This window comes from Phyllobacterium sp. OV277, assembly GCF_900104355.1.
In the GTDB taxonomy this organism is placed as follows: domain Bacteria; phylum Pseudomonadota; class Alphaproteobacteria; order Rhizobiales; family Rhizobiaceae; genus Phyllobacterium.
Genome location: NZ_FNIY01000002.1, coordinates 340605 through 365205 on the forward strand (window position 1 = coordinate 340605; position 24601 = coordinate 365205).

Sequence of the window (24601 nt, forward strand, 5' to 3'; positions counted from 1 at the left end):
TTTTGCGGCGGGAGCATAGAAGATTGAAACGCAGAAGGCTATTGTCTGTTGCGCGATGAAGCGACGCGCGGCGAAATTTGTTGAATGGAGACCGCCTATGGTGCTGAAAGCCGAACTGCATTGTCATGTCGAAGGCGCCGCCTCGCCTGCCCTTGTCGAGAAAAAAGCCGCCAAATACGGCGCTGATGTTTCGGCCTTTATTATCGATGGCAAGTTTGTCTGGCACGACTTTACGTCCTTTCTGCGCGCTTATGATCAGGCATCCGCGTTGTTTCGCACGGAAGAGGACTATGCGGACTTGACCGAGGACTACCTGCTGTCGCTCGCCAAACAGGATGCGATCTATTCGGAAGTGTTCATCTCCACGGATCATGCCATCAGTGCCGGTCTGTCCCCTCGCGCCTATATCGAAGGGCTGGCGGAAGGTATGCGCCGCGCCAAAGCAGCCACCGGCATCGAATCACGGATGATCGCCACGGGCCTGCGGCATAAGGGGCCTGATGCTGTGATGCAGGCGGCAAATTATATCGCCGAGAACCCGCATCCGCTTGTAACAGGCTTTGGCATGGCGGGCGATGAGCGCATGCATCACCCCGAAGATTTCGCCAGGGCATTTAATGTTGCGCGCGATGCGGGGCTGGGGATCACCGTGCATGCGGGCGAACTCTCCGGATGGGAAAGTGTTGCCAGTGCGCTTGATGCTCTGAAGCCATCGCGTATCGGCCATGGTGTGCGGGCCATCGAGAATCCGGATCTGGTGCGGCGGCTGGCAGACGAACAAATTCTGCTGGAATGCTGCCCCGGATCGAATATTTCCCTGCAGGTTTACCCGGATTTCCCCTCCCATCCCTTTCCGGTTTTGGCCAAGGCGGGGGTGCCCGTAACGCTCAATTCTGACGATCCACCCTATTTCCATACGGACCTGACCCGGGAATATGAAATCGCCGCTGAGTTTTTCGGTTGTGATGATGAGACCCTGACTGAGATCACCAGAACGGCATTGAAAGCTGCCTATATCGACGAAACCACGCGAAACAGCCTGCTTGAACGCTTAAATACCGACAAAACTGTTAGTGCCTGAGTCACAGACTTTGCGGGATCGGTTGCAAGCCGTTAAGGTCGGATAAAATTTGAGTAGGAGTTTTCCCATGGGCGTTACGATCGTTTCCCACCCGCTTGTTCAGCACAAGCTTACCATCATGCGCGACAAGGATACGTCCACGGCCGGCTTCCGGCGGTTGCTCAAAGAGATTTCGCTGCTGCTCTGCTATGAGGTGACGCGCGATCTGGAATTGACCACAATCAAGATCCAGACGCCGATGATGGAAATGGAAGCGCCAGTGCTTGAGGGCAAAAAGCTGGTTTTCGCCTCCATCCTGCGGGCGGGTAATGGCCTGCTGGAGGGCATGCTTGATCTGGTGCCCGCAGCGCGTGTCGCGCATATTGGCCTCTACCGCGATCATGACACGTTGCAGCCGGTGGAATATTACTTCAAGGCGCCTGAGGATATCGTCAACCGGTTGATCATCGTGGTTGACCCAATGCTGGCAACTGCCAATTCAGCCATTGCGGCAATCCAGAAGCTGAAGGATCGCGGCGCTACAAACATTCGCTTCCTCTGCCTGCTTGCTGCGCCTGAAGGCATAGAGCGCTTCACCAAAGCCCACCCTGATGTGCCTGTATTCACGGCTGCCATCGACAGCCATCTGAATGAAAAGGGTTATATCATGCCGGGGCTTGGCGATGCCGGTGACCGGATGTACGGCACGAAGTAAGTTTGCATCATTATTGCATGAACATCGTGCGTGGTTCGACAAGCGCACCATGAGGGAGAGTGAGGATGCAACGCTAATCGCCTACGTTGCAGAATGAAATGCCCCTCATCCTGAGCTTGTCGAAGGGCCTCATGGTGAGCTTGTTGAACCACGCACGATGTTCATGCAAGGTGCTTTTTACCCACCAATGCGTCTTAGAATAGGTTTGATAGTCCTCGGCTTGCGGTCAGAAAAACCGTAAGCACCGAGGATCGCGCGGGCGGCGGTCTGTGCATCTGTTTCACCTCGGGCATGGATAAGGGCAATAGTATCGCCCTGTTCCATGCGCGCACCGATCGGCTGCAGGGCCGTGATACCAACCGCGTGATCAATCGGGTCCTGCGGGCGAATGCGCCCTCCGCCGAGCGTGACAACGGCAACACCAATCGCGCGGGTTTCTACCGATGACACATATCCTGTTTGCGGGGCTTTCACTTCCAATGTCACCGGCGCAACCGGCAGATAATGCCGGGCGCGCGATACGAAATCTGCCGGACCGCCAAGCCCTGTGACCATGCGGCCAAAGACTTCCGCTGCCTTGCCCGAGTTTAGTGCTTCCGTTGCCATATCCATCGCGGTTTTTGGGTTTGCAGCGAGCTTTGCCGAAACCAGCATTTCGGCGACCAGCGCCAGTGTTACTGCTTCAAGGCGGGAATCGCGGAGATCGCCGGTCAGGAAGTCGACTGCGTTCTGCACTTCGACGGCATTGCCCGCAGCCAGTGCCAGCGGCTCGTTCATGTCGGTAAGCAGAGCAGTCGTCGTCAGCCCGGCACCGCTGGCAACTGCAACAATGCTCTCGGCCAGAGCCACCGCATCGCGGCTGCGCGCCATGAATGCGCCATTGCCGGATTTCACATCGAGCACCAGTGCATTAAGCCCTGCAGATAATTTCTTCGACAGGATAGAGGCGGTGATCAACGGAATGGATTCCACCGTCGCTGTAACATCGCGGATGGAATAGAATCGCTTATCAGCAGGTGCGAGATTGGCGGTCTGGCCGATAATGGCACAGCCAACCTCATGCACGACTTTGCGAAACAGCGCATTGTCGGGCTGGCTGCGATAGCCCGGGATCGAATCCATCTTGTCGAGCGTGCCGCCCGTATGGCCAAGGCCACGTCCGGAGATCATCGGCACATAGGCACCGCATGCGGCGGCAATGGGGGCGAGCATCAGCGAGACATTATCGCCGACACCGCCGGTGGAATGTTTGTCGACAGCGGGACCCGGCAAATCCGACCAATCGAGAATGTCGCCGGAATCACGCATGGCAAGGGTCAAGGCAACCGCCTCATCACGCTTCATACCGTTAAAGAATACCGCCATGGCGAAGGCAGCAACCTGGCCTTCGGTGATGGCACCTGAACTCATCGCGTTGACAAAAGCCGTGATATCCGCAGCGTCGAGCGCATGACCGTCGCGTTTGCGACGAATGATTTCCTGAGGCAGCAACATGATCTAGCCGATCTCCCGAACCAGCGCCCGGATGATTTTCTGCAGGCGTGCACCGCCCTTCGGCGCAACATCCTTGGTCTCTTCATGTGAGAGCTCTGCCCCCGTCATACCAGCCCCGTAATTGGTAATTACCGAACAGGCCGCAACGCGCAGACCAAAGAAGCGCGCCAGAATAACCTCCGGCACGGTGGACATGCCCACCGCATCGGCACCAAGCGTGCGTGCCATGCGGATTTCCGCCGGTGTTTCGAATGACGGGCCGGAGAACCACATATAGACACCCATCGGCAGCTTTTCGCCGACTTCCCCCGCAGCAATGACAAAGGCGTCCTTGAGTTTTTTGTCATAGGCAGCCGTCATGCCGACAAAACGCTGGTCCGAAGCCTCGCCGATCAAGGGATTGAGCCCGGAATAATTGATGTGATCGTCAATCAGCATGACACTGCCGGGCGCCAGATCATGACGCACTGAACCAGCGGCATTGGTCAGAACAAGCATTTCAATGCCAAGATCCGCCAGCGCCGCCATAACAGGGCGCATAACCGCGGCATCGCCCATTTCATAATAATGGGCGCGGCCAGCCAGCATCAGCACAGGCTTGCCGGAAAGATATCCTGCAACCACTTCACCCGCATGGCCGGAAACACCACTATGGGGGAAGCCAGGCAAATCCGCATAGGGAATCCGGATAGCATCATCGACCGCATCAACAAGCGATCCAAGACCCGAGCCGAGGACCATTGCCACACGCGGCGCAAGGCCTTTCAATTTGTGGATGAGTGCTCCCGTGGCAGGCGCGATCATGCGGCGTTCCCTTTGCCAAGGACTTCCGCTTCGAAGCCATAGGGGAAAATGTCCCGCATGGTCAGCGTTTCGACAATGCCATCATTGTCACAAAGATGCAGGCGTGTATCGGGTCCGGCAAATTCGGCAAGCCGCTGGCGGCAGCCGCCGCAAGGGGTGCATTTTGCCTTCTTTTCCGCAACCACAACGATGTCTGTGATTGTACCGCCGCCGCCCATGACAAAATGCGACAGGGTTGTCGTTTCGGCGCACCAACCTTCCGGGTAGGAAATGACTTCAATGTTGCAACCGGAATAAATGCGGCCATCGCTGGTGCGCACCGCTGCACCCACCGGGAACTGCGAATAGGGCGCATGCGCTTTCTGCATTGCTGCAAATGCCGCGTCGAACAGGTCTTTACTCATTCTATCGCTCTTTCACATAAGCCACGCCGCCCGCCTTGGGCGGGATTGCCTTGCCGATGAAACCGGCAAGCAGCACGATGGTGAGAATGTAAGGCAGGGCCTGCATCAGCTGTACCGGAACTTCACCAATCAATGGCAAAGGATGGCCCTGATTGCGGATGGCAAAAGCATCAAGGAAACCGAAGAGCAGGCAGGCAAACATGGCCTGTACCGGACGCCACTTGGCAAAAATCAGCGCAGCCAGTGCGATGTAACCCTTGCCTGCGGTCATGTCCCGGCCAAACCCTGCGCCATCTGCCGTGGAGAGATAGGCACCGGCAATGCCACAAAGCAGGCCGCAGCAGATAACGGCCCGGTAGCGCAACCAAGGCACGGAAATACCGGCGGTATCAACGGCCGCAGGATTTTCGCCAACAGCGCGCAGACGCAGGCCAAAGCGCGTACGGTACAATACCCACCAGGTAAACGGGACAAGCAGGAAGGCCACATAAACAAGCAGGGGACGACCCGAAATGAACCCGGAATAGAACGGGCCAATCACGGGAATATCGCGCAATGCCTCTGCACCCGGAAGATCGATTGCATTGAATCTGGCCGCATCCGCAATCGGGGGTGTTCGCCCACCCTGCTTGAACCAGGCCTGCCCAAGCATCACTGTCGTTCCGGCGGCAATAAAATTGATGGCCATGCCGGATACAATCTGATTGCCGCGATGGGTGATCGAGGCAAAACCGTGTACCAGACCAAGCGCGACGGACACGAGCACGGCGGCAAGGAGACCAATATAGGCTGAGCCGGTATAGGCAGCAGTTGCAGCAGCAGCAAAAGCGCCTGCCAGCATCTTTCCTTCCAGGCCAATATCAAAAATACCGGCGCGTTCCGAATAAAGCCCGGCCAGACAGGCAAGCAAAAGCGGAACCGAAAGGCGGACTGTTGCATCCAATACCTGAGCCGTTGCTATCAAGAAGTCCATCATTGTCCCCCTCCTGTCGCTACCGCGGGTGTCGCTTGTTGTTTGGTCCGGGCCAAACGCTGGAAAAGACGCAACAGAGATGGCCGGAACATATGCTCCAACGCTCCGGCGAACAGAATGACCAGCCCCTGAATGATCACGATCATATCGCGGGAAATATTGGGCATGTCGAACGCGATTTCCGCGCCACCCTGATAGAGTACGCCAAAGAGGATTGCAGCCAGGACAATGCCCACCGGGTGCGAACGGCCCATAAGCGCGACGGCGATGCCAACGAAGCCGGCTCCGGCGACAAACTCAAGCTGCATACGATGCTGTGCACCCATGATCGGATTGATAGCCGCCATACCGGCAAGAGCACCCGAAATCAGCATTGTCACGATCGTGATGCGCACTTCACTGATACCAGCATAGCGCGCCGCCTTGGGACTGTGGCCCATGGTGCGGATTTCGTAGCCGAGCTTGGTCCGCCAGATCAGCAGCCAGACGACAAAGGCTGCGACCAAAGCCAAGAGAAAGCTGATATTGAGCGGCGCGGAGCGCATGTTGAGGCCGAACATACCGAGCAGCCAACCAAGATCCGGCAATTGACCGCCCGGACCAAAAACACGGGTTTCCGGCGCCTGTGTGCCCGGTGCTTTCAGAATGCCGACCAGCAGATAGACCATCAGGCTGGCACCGATAAAATTGAACATGATCGTGGTGATGACCACGTGCGAGCCACGCTTGGCCTGCAACCAAGCCGGAATGAAAGCCCAGAGCGCGCCAACAATAGCCGAGGCGATAATAGCCAGCGGAAAAGTCAGCCACCACGGCAGAACACTGCCAAGACCTAGCCCGACCAGAGCAACACCCAGCCCACCGACATAGGCCTGCCCTTCGCCGCCAATATTGAACAGGCCGCAATGGAAGGCCACGGCCACGCAAAGGCCGGTGAAAATGAAGTTGGTGGCGTAGTAAAGCGTGTAGCCAATACCATCGCCGGAGCCAAGCGCGCCCTTGACCATCAGGACGGCGGCATCGATTGGGCTTTCCCCGACCAGAAGAACAACAAGACCTGCAACGAAAAACGCCACGATCACATTGATCAACGGCAGGAGGCCGTAGTCAGCCCATGCGGGCAATTTGGCAAAAGGCTGGCTCATGGCAGGGCCTCAATGATGGCATCAGAAGTGGAAATTTTGGCATATTCGCCATCAAGAATGGAAAGCGTCAGGGCGTGGACATCTTCGGCAGACCAGTTTTTGCCTTGATGATCCTTGCGATCAATGCTCGCTACCGCATCCTCGGGGACGACCACCTCAAATCCGAGATTGGCGGCCATGCGCACAGTTGCGTCGACAGAATTCTCCAGCAAGACACCTGTGACCACCAAGCTACGCACCTGCAATTCATCAAGCACGTCCATCAGATCAGTACCGATAAAGGCATTATTGGTGCGCTTGTCGACAACCGGTTCTCCGACCTGCGGAGCGACTTCGGATTTGAACTCATTGCCCTCGGTTCCGGGACGATAGGGCGATTGCGGATCGGTGGAATCATGCTTGATGTGGACAATGGGCAGGCGGCGCTCGCGCCAGGCACCCAGCAGGCGGGCAATATGCTGTTCCGCTTCGGGCTGGCCACGGCGACCCCATTTGGGATCATCGATTGCATGTTGTACGTCAATCACAAGAAGCGCCTGGGTAACGCTCATTCTGCGGCCTCCTGCTGTTCGACACCTGCCATGAGGAGACCGAGTTCACCTTCGCTTGCATCCGAATCCCGCTCGCCGACGATGCGACCGGCGAACATCACCAGAATGCGATCCGACAATGAACGGATTTCATCCAGTTCCACGGAAACGAGCAGAACCGCCTTTCCCGCATCGCGCATTTCGATGATGCGCTTGTGGATGAACTCAATCGCACCCACGTCAACACCGCGCGTCGGCTGGCCAATAATCAGCACACCCGGATCGCGCTCGATCTCACGCGCCAAAACGATCTTCTGCTGATTGCCGCCGGAAAAATTGGCGGTTTTCAAACGCGGATCGCTGGGGCGGATATCGTATTTCTCAATCTTCTTGCGGGCATCGGCCTGTATGGCCTGAATGTCGAGAAATGGTCCATTGAGATAGAGCGGATCATCATGATAACCGAGAATGGAATTCTCATATTCTTCAAAGGCCAGAACGAGGCCCATATGGTGACGATCTTCAGGAACATGGGCGAGACCGCGATCGCGCAATTCACCCGGATCAGCAGCACCTGTTATATCGATGACCTGACCATCGAGAAGCACCCGGCCGGAGACCGCAGTGCGAATACCCGCAACCGTTTCGATGAGCTGCGACTGGCCATTGCCTGCCACCCCGGCGATGCCGACGATCTCACCGGCCCGGACGGTGAAGGATGCATTGTCCACCATGATAACGCCGCGACTGTCGCGCACGGTGAGATTTTCCACCGAGAGCTTCACCTCACCCGGCTTGGCTTCGCCCTTCTGCACACGCAGAAGCACCCGGCGGCCAACCATCAACTCAGCCAGTTCCTCGACCGTTGTTTCGGTTGTCTTGCGGGTTGCCACCATGGAGCCCTGCCGCATCACAGACACATTGTCGGTAACAGCCATGATCTCGCGCAATTTATGCGTGATGAGGACAATGGTTTTGCCCTGCGCCTTCAACTGCTCCAAAATCCGGAACAGGTGATCAGCTTCAGCGGGTGTCAAAACACCTGTTGGTTCATCCAGCACGAGAATTTCCGCGCCGCGATACAGCGCTTTCAAGATTTCCACACGCTGCTGCAAACCAACCGGCAATTCTTCAATCAGCGCGTCGGGATCGACATCAAGCTGATATTCCTGTTCCAGCCGTTTCAGTTCGGCACGGGCTTTGGCGATACCGCGCTTGAGGAGTGGCGCGCCTTCTACACCGAGCATGACATTTTCAAGCACAGTGAAATTTTCCACCAGCATGAAGTGCTGATGCACCATGCCAATGCCAAGCGCGATGGCGGTATTGGGATCGCTGATCCGGGCAGGCGCCCCATTAATGCGGATTTCTCCATTATCGGCTTGATAGAAGCCATAGAGAATGGACATCAGCGTGGACTTGCCAGCGCCATTCTCCCCAATGATGCCGTGAATAGTGCCTTTTTCAACGCGCAAATGGATATCACGATTGGCATGAACGGCACCAAAACGCTTATCAATCCCCACAAGTTCAATTGCCGATTCTGCCATGTCCCCATCCGCTGTTGATCAGCTTTTTACGTCTTTTCGAACTTTCGACCCTAACACGGGATTATTTTCTTTCCAGTCAAGAATTACACGATTCACATTCCATCGCGGCTCTCGACAAGCTTACCCCTGCTCTGGCAATCTCCTGATATGACCGACCAGATTGCTCCCTTTGCCTTCCATACCACGCCGCGCATCGTCTTTGCGGCTGGCGCCAGCGGTGATGTCGCCACCCATCTGCGCATACAGCCCAAAGACCGGCTGCTTATCGTCACAGACGCAACCATCCTTGCCTTGGGACTGGCGCAACCAGCCATCGCCAGTCTGCAAGCCGCCGGAGCGGATATCACGGTGTTCGGCGAGGTGGAAGCGGACCCATCGCTAAAAACACTGTTAAGTGCGGTCGAAATGGCCCGTGAGAACAGTGTGAACCATGTTCTCGGATTTGGCGGCGGTTCGTCGCTTGACGTGGCCAAACTGGTAGCGCTGCTGGCTGGCTCCAATGAGAATTTCGATGACGCCTGGGGCGTTGGAAACGCCAAGGGCCCGCGCCTGAAACTGACACTGATCCCAACCACGGCGGGAACGGGTTCCGAGGTGACACCCGTCTCCATTATTACCGTGAGCGGCAGCGAAAAACGCGGCGTGTCGTCACCGCTGATCCTGCCGGACGTGGCTTTGCTTGATCCTGATCTTACCCTCGGTCTTCCGCCGCATGTTACCGCAGCCACCGGTATTGATGCCATGGTGCATGCCATTGAGGCCTACGCGTCAAAGAATGCCAATAATAATCCTGTCTCACGCGCACTTGCTGTGGAAGCGCTGCGCCTGCTTGGGGCGAACATCGAAACGGCGGTCTTTAACGGCAAGGACAAGGCTGCGCGTTCAGCCATGCTGCTCGGTTCAATGCTGGCAGGACAAGCCTTTGCCAATTCGCCCGTCGCCGCCGTCCATGCCCTCGCCTATCCCATCGGTGGGACGTTCCATGTGCCGCATGGTTTGTCCAATGCCTTGGTTTTGCCCCATGTGCTGCGTTACAACGCCGCCGAATCCACAAACGGGGCGGCGGGGCTTTATGCAGCACTGGCACCTCATGCATTTGCAGATATCAATGTGAGCGGGGGAATACAGCTCATTTGCAACAGCTTTATTGATCGCTTGGCCGAACTCTCGGCAAAACTCGGGCTTCAGACCCGGTTGCGGGATGTTGGCATTGGCGAGGGCGATCTGGCCTTCATGGCTACTGATGCCATGAAACAGGGGCGGCTTCTGGTCAACAATCCACGCGACGTGACTGAGGCCGATGCCTTGGCGATCTATAGAACGGCCTGGTAACGGAGACAGGGATGACTGCTGATACGGACCGCGTCACCAAGCTTGAAATTCTTGTGACGGAACAGGAAAAGACCATTGAGGAGCTTTCCACCCAAATTGCCGAGCAATGGAGGGTGATCGAGGGTATGCGCCGCAAGCTTGATGCCTTGACGGACCGCTTCCTCGTTCTGGAAGAGCAAACTGCGCCGGACGTTCCGGTGACCAAACCACCCCACTGGTAGGCACAAATCCCAATGATCACTGTTGAACCTCTGGAAAATCGTCCCGAACTTGTTCCCGTGTGCGCACGCTGGAATTTCCATGAATGGGGGCAGGCCTATGGCAGGACCATGGAGCAGACGGTCGACGCCCTGATGCCCATGCTCGATCCGGATAGCCGGCAAAAGGCGTTTGTTGCACTCGTATCCGGGATACCATCAGGCCTTGTGCTTTTGATCGATAATGATCTGGACAGCCACGAACATCTGACGCCATGGCTTGCCAGCCTTTACGTTGCCCCCGCCTTCCGCAACAAAGGCATTGGAAAGCAATTGATAGCAGCCGCGGAAGAAGCCGCCAGAAGTCAGGGCCACGAAGAACTATACCTCTATACGGACAAACCCGATTATTACCGGTCCGTTGGCTGGCAACCGCATGAAGAGCTTGCCGGTGAAAATCAGGGTATGACGATTCTCAACCGCAATCTTTGATCAGATCCGGTGCGCCTTGAATGCTTCCACAATCAGCTTCAAGCCGAGCGCACCCATAACCGCCCCCGCACCACGATCAATCCACGCCTTGAAACCGGCATAGGTAGCGCGGGCTCTGGCCGTCGAAAACATGGTGGCGACGAACATGTACCAGCCCGTTTCAATGAGAAACACCATGGGCGGCAGGGCGAGCAAAAGCCAAAGGGGCGCATTGGCTGGTAAAAGTGCAGCAAACAGGCTGGCATAAACAATTGCCGTTTTTGGATTGCTCAGCTGTGTCATCAACGCAAACGAAAAAGACCGGGTCACGGACATCCGCGCGCCGGTTCCCGGCAGGGCCAAGGGCTCGGAAGCGCTGTTCCAGATGCGGATGGCGACATAAACCAGATAGGCTCCACCAGCCACTTTCAGGATCAGATAAAGCCATTCGACCTGCATCAACAAAGCAGTCAGCCCCAGAACGGCAAGACAGCTGAAGATCGTACCGCCAATGCCCATGCCAAGTGCTGCCGCAAGTCCATGCAGGCGCGGCGAGGTGATGGCGATACGGGAAACGAGAACAAAGCTCGGGCCGGGGCTCATGGCTCCCAGCAGCAGAACTCCAAGAATACTGAAGAAAACGGCTATCGCAGACATAGGGCATCCTCCTTGGATTGGAACAAGCTGCCCAGGCGCGCGGCATTTTAAATCTGCGCTTCCCGATGGTGCCCCATCTCAATGCGCCAGTTGCGCAGGTGGGCATAATCTCACAATCCGACGGGAAGACAAGCAGACGTTGGTGGCAAAAAACAAAGCCGCCGGTCATGCAACCGGCGGCTCGTCAAATAATTAGAGAATCAGCCCTTGTAAGGGCAGAAAAATCAGCCCTTGTAAGGGCAGGCATTGTCCGTGTTGTAGTTGTGAACCTTGACCTTGCCCGAGATAATGTCGGCCTTGGCGGTTTCCACTGCCTTCTTGACATCATCGGTCAGAAGTTTGGCGTTGTTTTCGTCTGCGGCATAGTCAACACCGCCTTCCTTGACGCCGAGAACATTGACGCCCGCTGTGAACTTGCCATCCGCGCCATCCTTGAAAGCATTATATGTGGCAACATCGACACGCTTCAACATGGAGGTCAGAACCTTGCCCGGATGCAGGCCGTTCTGGTTGGAGTCAACGCCAATGCTAAGCTTGTTCAAATCAGCAGCCTTTTGCAATACACCGATGCCGGTACCGCCAGCCGCAGCGAAGATTACGTCCGAACCCTGATCGATCTGAGACTTGGCAATTTCACCGCCCTTGGCAGGATCATTCCACGCAGCGGGTGTATCGCCAGTCATGTTCTGGATAACCTTGGCATCCGGATTGGTTGCCTTGACCCCGCCGACATAGCCGCAGGCGAAGTTGCGGATCAATGGAACGTCCATACCGCCAACGAAACTGACAGTGCCTGTTTTTGACGACTTGGCGGCGATGACGCCGACAAGATAAGAACCTTCATTGTCGTTGAAGACAACCGAGCGCACATTCGGCTTGTCAACGACAGCATCGATGATGACGAACTTGGTATCGGGAAATTCCGTCGATACTTTTTCAATCGCCGCAGCGGCGGAGAAACCGGCAATCACGATCGGTGAATTGCCATCGGAAGCGAATTTGCGCAGAGCCTGCTCGCGCTGTGCTTCATTCTGGATTTCGAACTCGCGGAATTTTACACCGGATTCCTTGGTGTATTTTTCCGCGCCGTGAAATGCAGCCTCATTGAAGGATTTATCGAATTTGCCGCCGAGATCAAAGATCAAGGCAGGTTTATTGTCCGCAGCATAGGCCGAAACGGACATGGCTGTGGCAGCCAGCAGACCAAGAACAATACGCTTCATTTGATACCAACCCTCTGGATTTTGTTAACGAGGACCAACATTCTGCTGGTTCCGGAATTCGTTGCGACCTATCCCATTATGGCCGCCCCAAAAAGCAATCTTGCACGGCTCCGGGCAAAATTCACGCGGAATTTTGCCTCCCGGTCAAATATCAAAGAATAATACAATTTTAACAGAGGCTTAAATGGATTTTACCTGTGGAATAGGACAGGAATATCCATCTTGGATAGACCCTAGCTCACCCCTGTCAACGGGCCGCAAAGCGCCCTACCCGGTTCTCGCGGCGATATCCCAGCGCATATAGAAGAAAAGCCAGAATGGCGAAAACAACGAAGGTTGGGGTTTCAAGCACCCAGAGCATCAGGGGATTCCACAAAATGGGATAAAGATGAGCGTTGAAGTAGGTTTCAACGAGGGTAAGCGATGAAGCGGACAGGGATTGCCAGCTTTCGCGCAAGGATGTGGTGACCAGATGGGACGCGCCGACAGACCGGGCAGCGTCGAGAACCGCCGCAATGATCGCCATGGCAAGAGCTATATAGGCAAAAAGCCTCAAAACGGGTCGGATCACATCACTCTCCAAAATCATGATTCAGCGTCGCGCCAGCAACGCAAAAATCGCATTCTAGCGCGGAACATTGCCCGATTGAATGCGGATTTGGCGATAGTCTGATCCCGGAATGTGAAATTTCCCTGAAAATTCCCAACAATTTCAGAGGCAAACACATGAAAATGCGTCAAAGCGCAATTATGTTGAAATAGGTGTTGAACAAGTGCTTGTTCTGACTATAGTGCGCGCCGCACAGGGTCGTTGTTGGCTAACCATCTTCAAGTGACTCGCGCAAATTCCAAAGACTGAGTGACCGATGGTTGACGGTGCTCCTGAGCCGGTTTTTCCGGCTGAGAATGACCAACCCGACCGGCCCCATGCCGGATGATCTGCGGAGAGGTGGCCGAGTGGTTGAAGGCGCACGCCTGGAAAGTGTGTTTACGTCAAAAGCGTAACGCGGGTTCGAATCCCGCTCTCTCCGCCAGTCCTTCTATAATTCCTTATTTCCATTGTGATTCAATGCCTTAAGTGCATTTGCACCTGCGCCAAATTTCGTGTTACGCGCCTATGCCGTTGCAGCGACCATCAAGCCAACGTAGCAAGGGAGCCGTACTGCTGTCATAGTGTTAATGTCCTTGACTTACGGGGCGAGGACTTTGCACACGCGCAACGGCACGGGAAAACCTCATGTTTGATCACGTTAAATTCGGAGTCAGAGACTTTGCGGCAAGCAAGGCGTTCTACCTTGAAGCACTCAAGCCGCTCGGCGTCGCTGTTATCGCTGAGGGCCCGCCAACCTATGGCGTCGAGCTTAGCCCAGAGGGTAAGGCTTCATTATGCCTGTATCAATCCGAGGAGAAGCCGGCGCATCTGCATCTAGCGTTTACAGCCGAGAATCGCCAGCAAGTCGATGCATTTTACCGCGCCGCTCTGGAGGCAGGTGGCAAAGACAATGGTGGTCCCGGTCTGCGCCCGCACTACCATGCCAACTACTATGCAGCCTTTGTGATTGACCCTGATGGCCATAACATCGAAGTGGTTTGCCACGTGCCCGCAGCGTAACGGGCCTTATCGGAAACGGTTCAAGTAACGCGTACCGCATCATTTGTGCCTTCGAGATTGGAGCATTCCAACAGCAGCTCACGGAACTCTTTGAAAGCGGGCGTTCCGAAGCCCGGCCGGCTGGCGACCCATGTGTCGACCCGCATCAACGGCTTGATTGTGAAACGTGCAGCATCGGGCACGAGATCGAGCACGCTGCGTGGCAAGATGGAGAAACACGACCCGGCCGCGGTACACGCTACCATGGCATGATAGGACCCCACTTCCTGTATCCGCAGCGCCGTCCTTTTTGAACCAAAGTCCATGGCCCACTCTTCGGCCAGCATGCGGTAGGTGCAACCGGGCGCGAAAGCGGCAAGGGCACGCGGCTTGATCTCTTGCGAATGCTGGATCTCGGGATGCCCCGGCGGCAGCAGCAATACCAATTCCTCACGAAATACCGGAACCTTATCCAAGACATTTGGCGCGAGCCACCACTCACCTTCAGGCACCGCGATCAGCGCACAGTCGATTTGGTGAGCAAGGAGCGCGTCGATGAGCTGCCGGGTTGGTGCTGTCGAAAGGTCGATGGTGACCTGCGGCCATCGCATGTTGAACGCGGCGAGCGGCATGGGCAAACGCGTGGCGGCGGTTGACTCCATCGAACCGAGGCGCAGGACACCGAGTGGTGCGAGAGGATTAACCGTTTGCTGCGCCTCATCAGCCAGATTCAGGAGGCGCTCTGCATAATCCAGATAGGTTGCACCTTCGGTGGTAAGATCCATACGCTTCTTGTCTCTCTGGAATAAAGGCACACCGATTTCCGCCTCCAGCTGCTGGATTCGGGTCGTGACATTTGAAGGCACGCGACCCAGTAATTCAGCCGCTCGGGTGACACTCTGCTCTCGGGCGACCGCGCGGAAAACAGCAAGCGATGCAAGGTCCATAAAATTCTCCATTGCAGAATAACTCTTAATATGTATTCTTTATATAAGAATTAAAGTCAATCATTCTCCAAATGAAATATGTTACACGAGGGATAAGCGCATGCTCAAAGCACTGGGAGTCCAGCTTCCTATTGTCCAGGCGCCTATGGCCGGGGTTTCCACTCCCGCTCTTGCTGCGGCAGTTTCCAATGCAGGCGGACTGGGATCACTCGGGATCGGAGCCAGCACGGTGGCACAGGCCCGTCAGGCGATGGAAGAAACGCGCGCGCTGACTTCCCGGCCCTTCAATGTGAATGTCTTTTGCCACGAGCCAGCCCGCCGGGATGCCGGGGTCGAAACCAATTGGCTGAAATATCTCGCCCCTCTTTTCATGGAATTCGGCATTGAGGCACCGGTTACGCTGGATGAAATCTATAAGACCGTCCTTGCGGACGAAGATGCGTTTCGCATGCTGCTCCATGAATGTCCGGCGGTCATAAGCTTTCATTTTGGCTTGCCTAGCCCCGACAAGATTTCTGCTTTCCGCAAAGCCGGTATCAAGATGCTGGCGACTGCGACCAGCCTGTCCGAAGCCAAAGCGATTGAGGGAGCCGGGATTGATGGAATAGTGGCGCAGGGAATTGAAGCTGGCGGCCATCGCGGCATTTTCGACCCGCAAGAGGTGGACGAGAGGCTGAGTACGTCGGTTCTCGTCCGATTGCTTGTCACCCGGACCAGCTTGCCCGTGATTGCGGCAGGCGGGATCATGGATGGCGCAGGCATCAGGGCATCGCTCGATCTGGGAGCGACTGCTGCACAGCTCGGAACAGCATTCATCCTATGCCCGGAATCCGCAGCAAATGCCAGTTATCGGGAATATCTCAAGAGTGACCGAGCCACTATCACGCGGTTGACGTCGGTTCTGTCAGGACGCCCGGCGCGGGGCATTGTCAACCGTTTCATTGCGCATTGCGAGGCGGCCGGAAGCCCGATACCCGCGCCCTATCCGGTAGCATATGACCTTGCAAAGCGGCTTCATGCTGGCGCGGCTAAACATGGCAACAACGAGTTTGCCGCCCAGTGGGCTGGCCAGGGAGCGCCAATGGCGCGCGAACTGCCCGCCGCACAGCTGGTAAAAGTTCTTGCCGATGAGTTGCAAGCTGCGGGTCATTGATTGCTTTGCCTCGATGGTCAAGTCGTTCTGTAGCCTGCATCTGCATCTCCCGGATGGTCATCCACTTGTCAGATAGTTGCGATAAGAAGGCGAAAAGGCGTTGGTGCGGCCGCGGATTTCGAGGTGCTCAGAGCCATGGCATCGGCAGGATTGGAGACGCGATCATGAAGTATATTCTCGCGGGTTCGAAAGTGCTGACCGGTTTCGCACTGTTGTGCTCGGTGGTTTTTGCGCTGAATACCCAGCGAGTGGCCGAGGCGCAAAGCGCTTCCGCTGCCGTGAGCCAAAAAAATTTCCCAACTCTGGATGGTAAGCCACCGCTGATTGTCGGACATCGGGGCCTACCTGGGTTAGTACCGGAAGAGACCGAGGCGTCGTATGATCTTGCTGCGGCTCTGGGAACAGACGCCCTCGAAGAGGACTTGCATCTGACCAAGGATTGCATGTTGGTTGCACGCCATAATCCATGGTTGAGCGACAATACCAACATCGCTGAGGTGGCAAAGAGCAATCCTGATGTTGCGGCCCGCAAGCGCACGGTGCCGGGTGTCCCGGTTAAGGTGAAGTGGGCGCAAACTCCGACCAGCGGGCCAGCAGAATATCTCACCGATCTCACCAATCCGGCGGATGCCAAATCGGTGCTGAAATCCCTGATCGTTGATGGCGAAGACCACACCAGTGATTGGTCGATTACCGATTTCACCATGGCGGAACTGAAGAACTGGATTGCCGGTACGACTTTTGATGCAGCCAATGAACGACCAAAGGTTTTCAATGGCAAATTCCCGGTCCTCAGCTTTCAGGAGATCATCGATATCGCCAAGGCAAAGGCCAAGGAAACCGGTCGCACGATCGCCGTCTATCCGGAAACCAAGAATCCGACATGGAACAATGCGCAGGCCATCGCCAATGGTTGCGGAGCGCCGGGTAGCCGCCCGCTTGAGGACGCCGTGATGAAGATCATCAAGGATAACGGCCTCGATTCAAAGGACGCACCGATTCTGGTGCAGAGTTTTGAACCAAGCAGTCTGAAATATATGCATGATCACGGACTGCAGACCAGACTGGTCCAGCTTATTGATGCCGACGGCGTTGATTTCAAAACCGGCAAGGTTCTCTATGACGACATCACCAATTCCCGCCCTTTCGACTGGACAGTCTCCGGCGATCCGCGCTGGTTTGATGCCATGCTGACCCCCGAAGGCCTCGCTGAGATCAAGTCCTATGCCGACGGCATCGGCCCGTGGAAACCTCAGATCGTGCCTCTCAAGATCTCGCCATGGAAAGAGACCAACGCAGATGGCACGCCTTTCAAGGGATCAACGCCCGAAGCCTCGACTCAAGATGCCACCAGCCTGATCGCCGATGCACATAAGGCTGGTCTGTTCGTGCATGTCTTCACCTTTCGCAACGAAAAGAAATATCTGGCCGTCGATTACCACGGTGATCCCAGCCTCGAATATCTCAAGTTCTTTCATTTGGGCGTGGATGGCGTCTTCACCGACTTCACACCCACCGGGGTGAGTGCGCGCGTCACTTACCTGCAGGAACCGGGATTGCAATAAGCAGCTTGACCAGGAATAGCGTCCATTTACAAATTATGAATTTCAACCTCCGAGCCACGTCAACCATCGTCAAGGGTTTGACAAAGCTACATCCAATAGGAGTTTAGCCTTGCGTATATTTAATTTATTCGTCATCAGCCTCGGGCTTGGTCTGGTATCTGCGACCCACGCGGAGGCTCAGACAGTATCCAATATTGCTGTCCTGAAAGGACTTTCGCCGCTGACCGTGCTGGGAAAATCGGCAAATGGCAAAGCAGCATTGTCTTCGAACTACGCTGTTACAGGCGGAATACAGACAGGCGACATTCGTCAGGCGACTTTGTTGCCCTTTACCGAACAACAACAACAAGCACTCAGAGACGCCTTCATCACCGATGGCAATCTGGCCCAACTGGCAGATGGACTTGGCACCACTTTGGGCGGGGCCTATGTGGCGCGCGCACATTATCAGGATCGTGAGCATTTTACGAATGTGTCGCAGGCCGTGGCAGATCTGATCGCCTACACCAACGCGACGACGGCCCCCGACTCCAATTCGGGAAAGTATTTCTTCGCGAACACCACGACGGATGGCAAGAATCCGGTCTCGGCGGAAGCCTTGGAAATCCTGCAGAAGATTGGCGGCAGCGTTGATGTTTTCGGCACCAATTACGGCCGCCCAGCCGGTAGTCCCGGAGCCGATGCCTTTGGTGATTCTCGTCCGTTCCAGACGCAGCCACAGACTCTCGCTATCATCGGCCGGGACTATCTTGGCGTACCGGCGAACAATACCGTCTACAATCGCGGACCGGTCATGAACCTGACCGACAGCCCTTCTTTCCCCAGCGGGCATACGACTTACGGCTATATGGGGTCCATTCTGCTGGCCGTACTGGTGCCGCAGAGATACCCGCAAATGATAACGCGCGCATCGGAATATGGTAATGACCGCATCCTCATGGGTGCGCATTATGCCATGGATGTTCTCGCAGGACGCACCCTCGCAACCTACGATTTGGCGCATCTGCTTGCCAATGACAGCGCCTATACAGGGCAAACTCTGAAGAATGCTCCTGTCATCAAGGACTATCAGGCGGCGGTGAAAACAGCGCAAGCCGAGTTGACCGAGGCACTCAAGGCGGGCTGCGGTGCCGAAATTCGCTCCTGTGCGCACGACGATACGAGCCGGTTCAGTGACCCTGCCATAAACCAGTCGGCCTATGATGCCACCCAGACCTATGGGCTGCCTGTCGTCTATCCGGAGAATTTTGGTGTGAAAGAGGACGTCAATAAACTGGCACCCGAGGCCGGCTACCTGCTGACCACGGCATTCCCGTCCCTGACACTCGAAGAAGCCAACCAGATCCTGACGGCCACTGAAGGTCCTGGCGGCGGTTTCCTGGATAATGGCTCGTCATTTGGCGTCTATTCGCGGCTCAATCTATATGCGGCATCTTTGGCTGCGATGGAGCTGTCTGAACGCAAAAAGGTACAGTAAGGTTAGTCGTTATTTTTCCAGGTGACGAATTTCGTCAAGCACCAACGGTCTTGATCGGACGTGCGTCATATCCCTGCATATCTGCCCCTTGATGCGCGACGCGTTCATCAAGGGGCAAACATTGTCTTATCCATTACATTGCCAGGTTTGCGGCGGGCATGTTTGGGACCATGCATTTGATACGGAGGATTGTCTCGCAGAAGACCATGAATGCCCCTCAGCGTCATCTCCCCAGCCGCACGCAGGCTTAGACTGAACGGCCGTAGAGTAGAGCCAGACGGTGCGAGCCCCGATCTCGAACAGGTAACGCGGCTCTTGTAAGTCGGCGAACCTCTGCTCTCCCCCGAGACCAAGTGCCGATCTAACCGCTCCATTGCATCGTTCCGTTCGATGAGGTTGACGGTCTATCGCTACGATGATTTAATTAACCGACCGAACGGTTTATTATATAGCATTTGCCATCGAACCGAGTTTTCACAACCTGAAAACGTTCTGGGAGGAACATACTGCGATGAAGACTGGCTACAACCTGCGCAAGCTTTTTCTGGCTTTCGGCCTCTCGGGCCTGTCTATGGCCCCGACATATGCACAATCTAATGTTGAGATTTTGCGCGATGACTGGGGTGTCCCACACGTATATTCAGCTGATGTATATGGATTATATGCCGGGTTTGGCTATGTCGTAGCGCAAGATCGCTTATTCCAAATGGAGATGGCAAAGCGCTCTGTGCTGGGGACCGTATCGGAAGTTCTCGGGATCGACCGTTTACCGTATGACATACAAACACGTGCCAATTTCAGTCATGCCGAGATTAAACAGCAGATTGAACAATTAAACCCGGAAGAGCGCGCAATCCTCAAGGGATATGCTGCTGGCTACAATCGTCGCGTCCACGAGGTATTGGCTTCCCCCGATACGTTGCTGCCAAAAGAGTTCTCCGATTTCGGCATCACCCCCACAACTTGGACCGATTTTGATGTGGCGATGATCTATGTCGGCACGATGGCCGGACGCTTCTCGCATTATAGCACAGAACTGGCGAACGCTAAGCTTCTGGCGGCGCTCGAGAAGCAGCACGGAAGTGAAAAAGCCAAGGCTCTTTTCGAGCAGATGTTCTGGCTTGAGGATCCGCTGGCGCCAACGACTGTTCCCAAAGGCGAACAGTACAAGAAGGCGGAAACTCTGAAACTGGACGGAATTCGCTTTGCAGACCTGCTCGACTCGACGGTTCCTGGTGGAGATGACATGCGGCCACGCGCCAGTAACATTTGGATTGTAGGTCCCAAAAAGACAATCGACGGCAGCACCATTCTGGTCAATGGTCCGCAGTTCGACAATTTCAATCCTTCTTATGTGTTTAGTATCGGACTCCATGGAGCCGGTTTCGATCTGACGGGAAACACGCCTTTTGCCGTGCCGAATGTGTTGTTTGGAACGAATGGTAAGATTGCATGGGGAGCCACCGCCGGACCGCTGGATGTAAACGATTACTTCAAGCTCGATTTGAATCCACAGAATTCAACGAAATACCGCGTCGGGCACAATTGGGTCGATATGCACCCACGCAAGGAGACGTTTCACGTCAAAGGCTCTCCGGATGTAGAGACGACGGTATATGAATCGGAATACGGGGTTGTCAGCCTCATCGATAAAAAGTCGAACTCAGCTTATGCCTTCAAGCGCAGTTGGAAAGGCAAGGAGATCCAGACCCTTTTTGCCTGGATCAATTCGACCAAAGCTCAAACATTCAATGAGTGGCTCGCTCAGGCACGGAAAGTTGCGACCACCATCAACTGGTACTACGCTGATCGTGAGGGCAACATCGGATATGTTTCCCCTGGGCTATTGCCGATCCGCTCGCCACAACAGGATATCAGGCTGCCCGCGAAAGGGGATGGCACCCAAGATTGGTCAGGTACTCAACCGTTCGCCAACGTTCCAAAGACCTACAACCCGAGCCAAAACTATATTGCCAATTGGAACAATCGATCAGCTCACGGCGCGGTTGCAACCGTTGAGGGTAGCGGCTGGGGATCGGCTGATCGTGTCCTTGAAATTACCACGCGGCTGGAAAGCAAAGACAAGCTCACGCCTCAAGAAGTTTGGGACATCAATCGACAGATCAGCTTTCTGGACGTCAACGCCCGCTATTTCCTCCCCTATATTTTGGATGCCACCAAGGACGTGGCTGACAATGACCCAAGGCAACCCATGATTGCAGCATTGAAGGCGTGGGACGGCCAGCAGCTTCGCGGTGCGGATGGGCGCGCGACGACACCCGCAGTGGCAATTTTCCGCCGTTGGCTGGAAACAATGGTCAGGGATGTGCTGCTGGATGACAGTCCCATCATTCCGGCAACTATCCAATATGGCCGCATTTCGCGAGCCGCGCAGATACTTCATAACGCGATGCTGGCCGACAAGGCTGGCGTGCCCCAGACCTATGATTTCTTCAATGGCGCGGATGCTAAAGGGCGTCAACAGATCATTCTTTCGGCGCTGGAGAAAACGGGCAACAGCCTCAAGGACGAATATTCCAGTGGCGATGTCAGCAATTGGCGTGTTCCTCTTCCCCAGCATGTATTCGAAACCTCGAACTATATGGGCATTCCTCAGGCTAATCCCGATGAGGGCAAGGCAATCGCTACGAGCATGAATCGCGGCACGCAAAGCGACATGGTCACGTTCCGCGATGGGAAAGTCAGTTTTTGCGCCGTCACCCCTCCGGGCCAAAGCGGCTTTATCGACCCAACCGGCAAACGGTCCCCACATTATGAAGATCAACTGGATCTTTATCAGCGCTTCGAGTGCCGTCCGCAGGCGTTCTTGCGAGCAGATGTGGAAAAGGCCGCTCGGGAGACCATCCGGTTTCGGATCGAATAAAGCGACGAAATTATTCTGCCGAGGAAGACCAGATGGGGAGCAGGTAATGCCAATCGAAAAATTGCGGGGAAAATCCTGCGATGGCCTTATCAGCGACTGAAAAGGCGATTGTATAGAAGAATGGTCTCCACTTGCTTGCCGGACGTCCTGCATATATATTGACGAAATGCTTGACCATCCGTCCCGACCATCTTCACCACCGCACATCCCGATGGATGCGCTCAGCGAAGTCCTGCAAGACTTTCGCATGAACGGCGTCAACTATGGGCGCTGTGAGCTGCGACATCCATGGAGCTTCGCCTTTCCGCAACAACAGCTGCTGCGTTTTTACTTTGTCAGCAAGGGTCCATGCTGGATTCATACAGAGGTGCAAGGCTGGCAGGAGTTGCACGATGGCGATCTGGTGTTGCTGCCGCAAGGCATCGCCCATCAGCTGGCCAGCGCGCCTGATGTTGTGGGCGACTCACTCGAGAGTTGCCAGGTAACCAAGTTGGGAAGCAATGTCAGCGAAGTGGTGCGGGAAGGAACGGGCGCGGCAAGCACCCTTTTCTGCGGCTCCATGGCCTTGGGCGCCTGTGCACTCAATCCCCTGATCACTTTGATGCCGCCAATCATCAAGGGCTGCGACGTGGCTGGCAATGACCCGATTGTTGGCCCCTTGCTCGCGGCTATGACGGTTGAGGCTGCACAACCCCAGATGGGTAGCGCCACTATCTTATCACGCATGGCGGACCTGCTCACAGCGCGACTCATCCGTTGCTGGGTCAATTGTACCGGAGCCCCGACCACCGGTTGGCTCGCCGCCATCCGTGACCCCCATATTGGCCGCGTTCTGGCAGCCATGCACCGGGACCCCGGCCATAACTGGACACTTGAAAACCTTGCTGGCCTTGCGGGCCAATCGCGCACGATTTTCGCTGAGCGCTTCAGTGCTGTTTTAGGAGAAGGCGCGGCACGTTATCTTGCCCGTCTGCGTATGCAGCTTGCCCGCGAGTTGCTGGGCCAAAGCGGCATGTCGGTTGCCGAGGTCGCTACCCGTTTGGGCTATGAATCCGAAGCATCCTTCGCACGCGCCTTCAAGCGCATCACCAGCGTCTCGCCAGGTGTTGTGCGCCGCACAATTTCCGGACGAACGGACATGGATTTCGGATTTTAAGATACATATCATCCGGGTCGACTCGTCTATAAAGTTCTCCAAACCTTGGAGATACTTCAATGACAGACACGACATTACAGCTTGAAGACGCGGCGATAGACCTTGATGCCGCTGCGCCAACCGCGTGGAGCCCGGCCACCTGGTTCGCGGTCCTTTCGATGGCAGCCGCCAGCTTTGCGCTGGTGTCAGCCGAATTTCTACCGGCAGGCCTGTTGACGCCAATGGCGCGCGATCTCGGCATCAGCGAGGGAACCGCCGGACAGGTCGTCACTGCTACCGCTTCGGTCGGCGCGGTGACGGCTATGCTGAGCAATGTTCTTATCGGCAAATTGAACCGCAAGACGGTGCTTGTTGGTCTGAGTGCCCTAGCGATTGGTTCCAATATTCTTGCGGCGGTAGCAACCGATTTCTGGCTGTTATTGTTAGGCCGGGCCGGGCTGGGCATCGCCCTCAGTGCGTTCTGGGCTCTTTCGGTTGCCGTCGTAGCACGGCTGGTTGGCGCCAATGCCACCGGTCGGGGCATGGCTATCGTCACCCTCGGCGTTTCCCTCGCCACCATTGCCGCACCGTCGATGGGTGCGTTGATCAGCGACTGGGTGGGTTGGCGCAGCGCTATGGCTATGACCGCAGGACTGGCCGCAATTGCCATGTTGCTGCAGTTTCTCAGCCTGCCAACCTTGCCTGCAACAACAAGCAACAGCCTTGCCGATGTCTTTCGGCTGACACGGCGGCGCGGCATTCAACTTGGTATGCTTGCTATCCTTTTGCTCATGACAGGCCATTTTGCTGGCTCGGTCTATGTGCGCCCTTTCCTTGAACACGTCACGCTCCTTGGAACCGGGCCGATTGCCCTGGCACTCCTCGGATTTGGTATCGCAGCTGTAATCGGTAACATCGCTGGCGGTCGCATGGCCGATGCCAATATCCATATGGCCCTCGCAGCCACCGCCGCCTTAATGGCCATTGCAGCACTCGCTTTGGTACTTGGAGGCGTGCACATTGGCGTTGCCTTCGGTTTCGTTACGCTGTGGGGCCTCGCCTTCGGCATGGCGCCTGTCGTGCTACCGACCAACCTGTCCCGCGCCGCACCTGACGCGCTGGAAGCGGCGGGCAGCCTGATGGTCACCTCTTTCCAGGTCGCCATTACCATTGGCGCGGTTGCCGGCGGCTATGTGGTGGATAATTATGGTGCGACGGCGCCCTTAACCCTTACGGCTATCCTTGCAGCATCGACAGCTGTGCTGGCACTGCTACAGCCCCGCAACTGATCTTT

23 protein-coding genes, 1 tRNA gene and 1 riboswitch are annotated in these 24601 nt (G+C 55.7%); of the genes, 13 read left to right on the forward strand and 11 right to left on the reverse strand.

Annotation, left to right across the window (positions count from 1 at the left end; translation table 11 throughout):
- Window positions 1-97 precede the first annotated feature (97 nt).
- The gene (locus BLU05_RS07610) at window positions 98-1081 is read left to right on the forward strand and encodes an adenosine deaminase (protein ID WP_091879001.1); all 984 of its coding nucleotides are present in this window, start codon (window positions 98-100) and stop codon (window positions 1079-1081) included.
- A gap of 67 nt (window positions 1082-1148) precedes the next feature.
- Window positions 1149-1775 carry a uracil phosphoribosyltransferase gene (upp, locus tag BLU05_RS07615; RefSeq protein WP_091879003.1) on the forward strand — a complete coding sequence of 209 codons (627 nt, stop codon included), beginning with the start codon at window positions 1149-1151 and terminating at the stop codon, window positions 1773-1775.
- Between the two features lie 177 nt (window positions 1776-1952).
- On the opposite strand, the gene deoA is transcribed toward upp, so the two are convergent.
- From deoA to BLU05_RS07650, 7 genes are read right to left on the reverse strand one after another with little or no spacing between them, the layout of a single operon-like run.
- Window positions 1953-3266, reverse strand: a complete 1314-nt coding sequence (gene deoA / locus BLU05_RS07620; RefSeq protein ID WP_091880147.1) for a thymidine phosphorylase — start codon at window positions 3264-3266, stop codon at window positions 1953-1955.
- Between the two features lie 6 nt (window positions 3267-3272).
- A complete protein-coding gene (locus tag BLU05_RS07625; RefSeq protein ID WP_091879004.1) occupies window positions 3273-4073 on the reverse strand; it encodes a purine-nucleoside phosphorylase in 801 nt (266 codons plus the stop codon).
- On the reverse strand, window positions 4070-4477 hold the full coding sequence (locus BLU05_RS07630; RefSeq protein ID WP_091879006.1) for a cytidine deaminase: 408 nt from the start codon (window positions 4475-4477) through the stop codon (window positions 4070-4072). Before BLU05_RS07630 ends, BLU05_RS07625 begins: the two co-directional genes overlap by 4 nt.
- Window position 4478: 1 nt before the next feature.
- Window positions 4479-5450, reverse strand: a complete 972-nt coding sequence (locus BLU05_RS07635; protein ID WP_091880149.1) for an ABC transporter permease — start codon at window positions 5448-5450, stop codon at window positions 4479-4481.
- Window positions 5450-6595 carry an ABC transporter permease gene (locus BLU05_RS07640; protein ID WP_091879007.1) on the reverse strand — a complete coding sequence of 382 codons (1146 nt, stop codon included), beginning with the start codon at window positions 6593-6595 and terminating at the stop codon, window positions 5450-5452. The genes BLU05_RS07635 and BLU05_RS07640 overlap by 1 nt, the downstream gene beginning before the upstream one ends.
- Complete coding sequence (locus BLU05_RS07645) at window positions 6592-7146, reverse strand: cysteine hydrolase family protein (RefSeq protein ID WP_091879009.1); 555 nt, start codon at window positions 7144-7146, stop codon at window positions 6592-6594. Before BLU05_RS07645 ends, BLU05_RS07640 begins: the two co-directional genes overlap by 4 nt.
- Window positions 7143-8675, reverse strand: a complete 1533-nt coding sequence (locus tag BLU05_RS07650; RefSeq protein ID WP_091879010.1) for an ABC transporter ATP-binding protein — start codon at window positions 8673-8675, stop codon at window positions 7143-7145. Before BLU05_RS07650 ends, BLU05_RS07645 begins: the two co-directional genes overlap by 4 nt.
- 159 nt (window positions 8676-8834) lie before the next feature.
- On the opposite strand from BLU05_RS07650, the gene BLU05_RS07655 reads away from it, so the two are divergent.
- From BLU05_RS07655 to BLU05_RS07665, 3 genes are read left to right on the forward strand one after another with little or no spacing between them, the layout of a single operon-like run.
- Window positions 8835-10007 (forward strand): iron-containing alcohol dehydrogenase, encoded by a 1173-nt coding sequence (locus BLU05_RS07655; protein ID WP_091880150.1) that lies wholly within the window; start codon window positions 8835-8837, stop codon window positions 10005-10007.
- 11 nt (window positions 10008-10018) lie between these two features.
- On the forward strand, window positions 10019-10228 hold the full coding sequence (locus BLU05_RS07660; RefSeq protein ID WP_091879011.1) for a SlyX family protein: 210 nt from the start codon (window positions 10019-10021) through the stop codon (window positions 10226-10228).
- Window positions 10229-10240: 12 nt separating this feature from the next.
- Window positions 10241-10696, forward strand: a complete 456-nt coding sequence (locus BLU05_RS07665) for a GNAT family N-acetyltransferase (protein ID WP_091879013.1) — start codon at window positions 10241-10243, stop codon at window positions 10694-10696.
- On the opposite strand, the gene BLU05_RS07670 is transcribed toward BLU05_RS07665, so the two are convergent.
- From BLU05_RS07670 to BLU05_RS07680, 3 genes are all read right to left on the reverse strand, one after another.
- Window positions 10697-11332: a LysE family translocator gene (locus BLU05_RS07670; RefSeq protein WP_091879014.1), complete on the reverse strand. Its 636-nt coding sequence runs from the start codon at window positions 11330-11332 to the stop codon at window positions 10697-10699.
- A gap of 22 nt (window positions 11333-11354) precedes the next feature.
- Window positions 11355-11436, reverse strand: a riboswitch (ZMP/ZTP riboswitch).
- 120 nt (window positions 11437-11556) lie between these two features.
- Window positions 11557-12555 (reverse strand): BMP family lipoprotein, encoded by a 999-nt coding sequence (locus tag BLU05_RS07675; RefSeq protein ID WP_091879016.1) that lies wholly within the window; start codon window positions 12553-12555, stop codon window positions 11557-11559.
- A gap of 247 nt (window positions 12556-12802) precedes the next feature.
- Window positions 12803-13126, reverse strand: a complete 324-nt coding sequence (locus tag BLU05_RS07680) for a hypothetical protein (protein ID WP_091879017.1) — start codon at window positions 13124-13126, stop codon at window positions 12803-12805.
- Window positions 13127-13498: 372 nt separating this feature from the next.
- On the opposite strand from BLU05_RS07680, the gene BLU05_RS07685 reads away from it, so the two are divergent.
- Both BLU05_RS07685 and BLU05_RS07690 read left to right on the forward strand, forming a co-directional pair.
- Window positions 13499-13589 (forward strand) — tRNA-Ser (locus BLU05_RS07685).
- Between the two features lie 203 nt (window positions 13590-13792).
- Window positions 13793-14167: a VOC family protein gene (locus BLU05_RS07690; protein ID WP_091879019.1), complete on the forward strand. Its 375-nt coding sequence runs from the start codon at window positions 13793-13795 to the stop codon at window positions 14165-14167.
- A 20-nt stretch (window positions 14168-14187) separates the two neighbouring features.
- Here the strand turns inward: BLU05_RS07690 and BLU05_RS07695 are convergent, their stop codons facing one another.
- The gene (locus BLU05_RS07695; RefSeq protein WP_091879020.1) at window positions 14188-15093 is read right to left on the reverse strand and encodes a LysR family transcriptional regulator; all 906 of its coding nucleotides are present in this window, start codon (window positions 15091-15093) and stop codon (window positions 14188-14190) included.
- 100 nt (window positions 15094-15193) lie between these two features.
- Here BLU05_RS07695 and BLU05_RS07700 point away from each other — a divergent pair, with 100 nt between their 5' ends.
- The 6 genes from BLU05_RS07700 (at window position 15194) to BLU05_RS07725 (ending at window position 24596) form a co-directional block, all read left to right on the forward strand.
- Complete coding sequence (locus tag BLU05_RS07700; RefSeq protein ID WP_091879022.1) at window positions 15194-16246, forward strand: NAD(P)H-dependent flavin oxidoreductase; 1053 nt, start codon at window positions 15194-15196, stop codon at window positions 16244-16246.
- A 164-nt stretch (window positions 16247-16410) separates the two neighbouring features.
- Complete coding sequence (locus BLU05_RS07705) at window positions 16411-17811, forward strand: glycerophosphodiester phosphodiesterase family protein (protein WP_091879023.1); 1401 nt, start codon at window positions 16411-16413, stop codon at window positions 17809-17811.
- Window positions 17812-17920: 109 nt separating this feature from the next.
- Window positions 17921-19288, forward strand: a complete 1368-nt coding sequence (locus BLU05_RS07710) for a phosphatase PAP2 family protein (RefSeq protein WP_244518233.1) — start codon at window positions 17921-17923, stop codon at window positions 19286-19288.
- Window positions 19289-19799: 511 nt separating this feature from the next.
- Window positions 19800-22172, forward strand: coding sequence for a penicillin acylase family protein (locus tag BLU05_RS07715; RefSeq protein WP_091879024.1), 2373 nt, complete (start codon window positions 19800-19802; stop codon window positions 22170-22172).
- 166 nt (window positions 22173-22338) lie between these two features.
- Complete coding sequence (locus BLU05_RS07720; RefSeq protein WP_091879026.1) at window positions 22339-23328, forward strand: AraC family transcriptional regulator; 990 nt, start codon at window positions 22339-22341, stop codon at window positions 23326-23328.
- 59 nt (window positions 23329-23387) lie between these two features.
- Entirely contained in the window at window positions 23388-24596 is a 1209-nt protein-coding gene (locus tag BLU05_RS07725; RefSeq protein WP_091879027.1) for an MFS transporter, read from the forward strand.
- The last annotated feature ends 5 nt before the right edge of the window (window positions 24597-24601 follow it).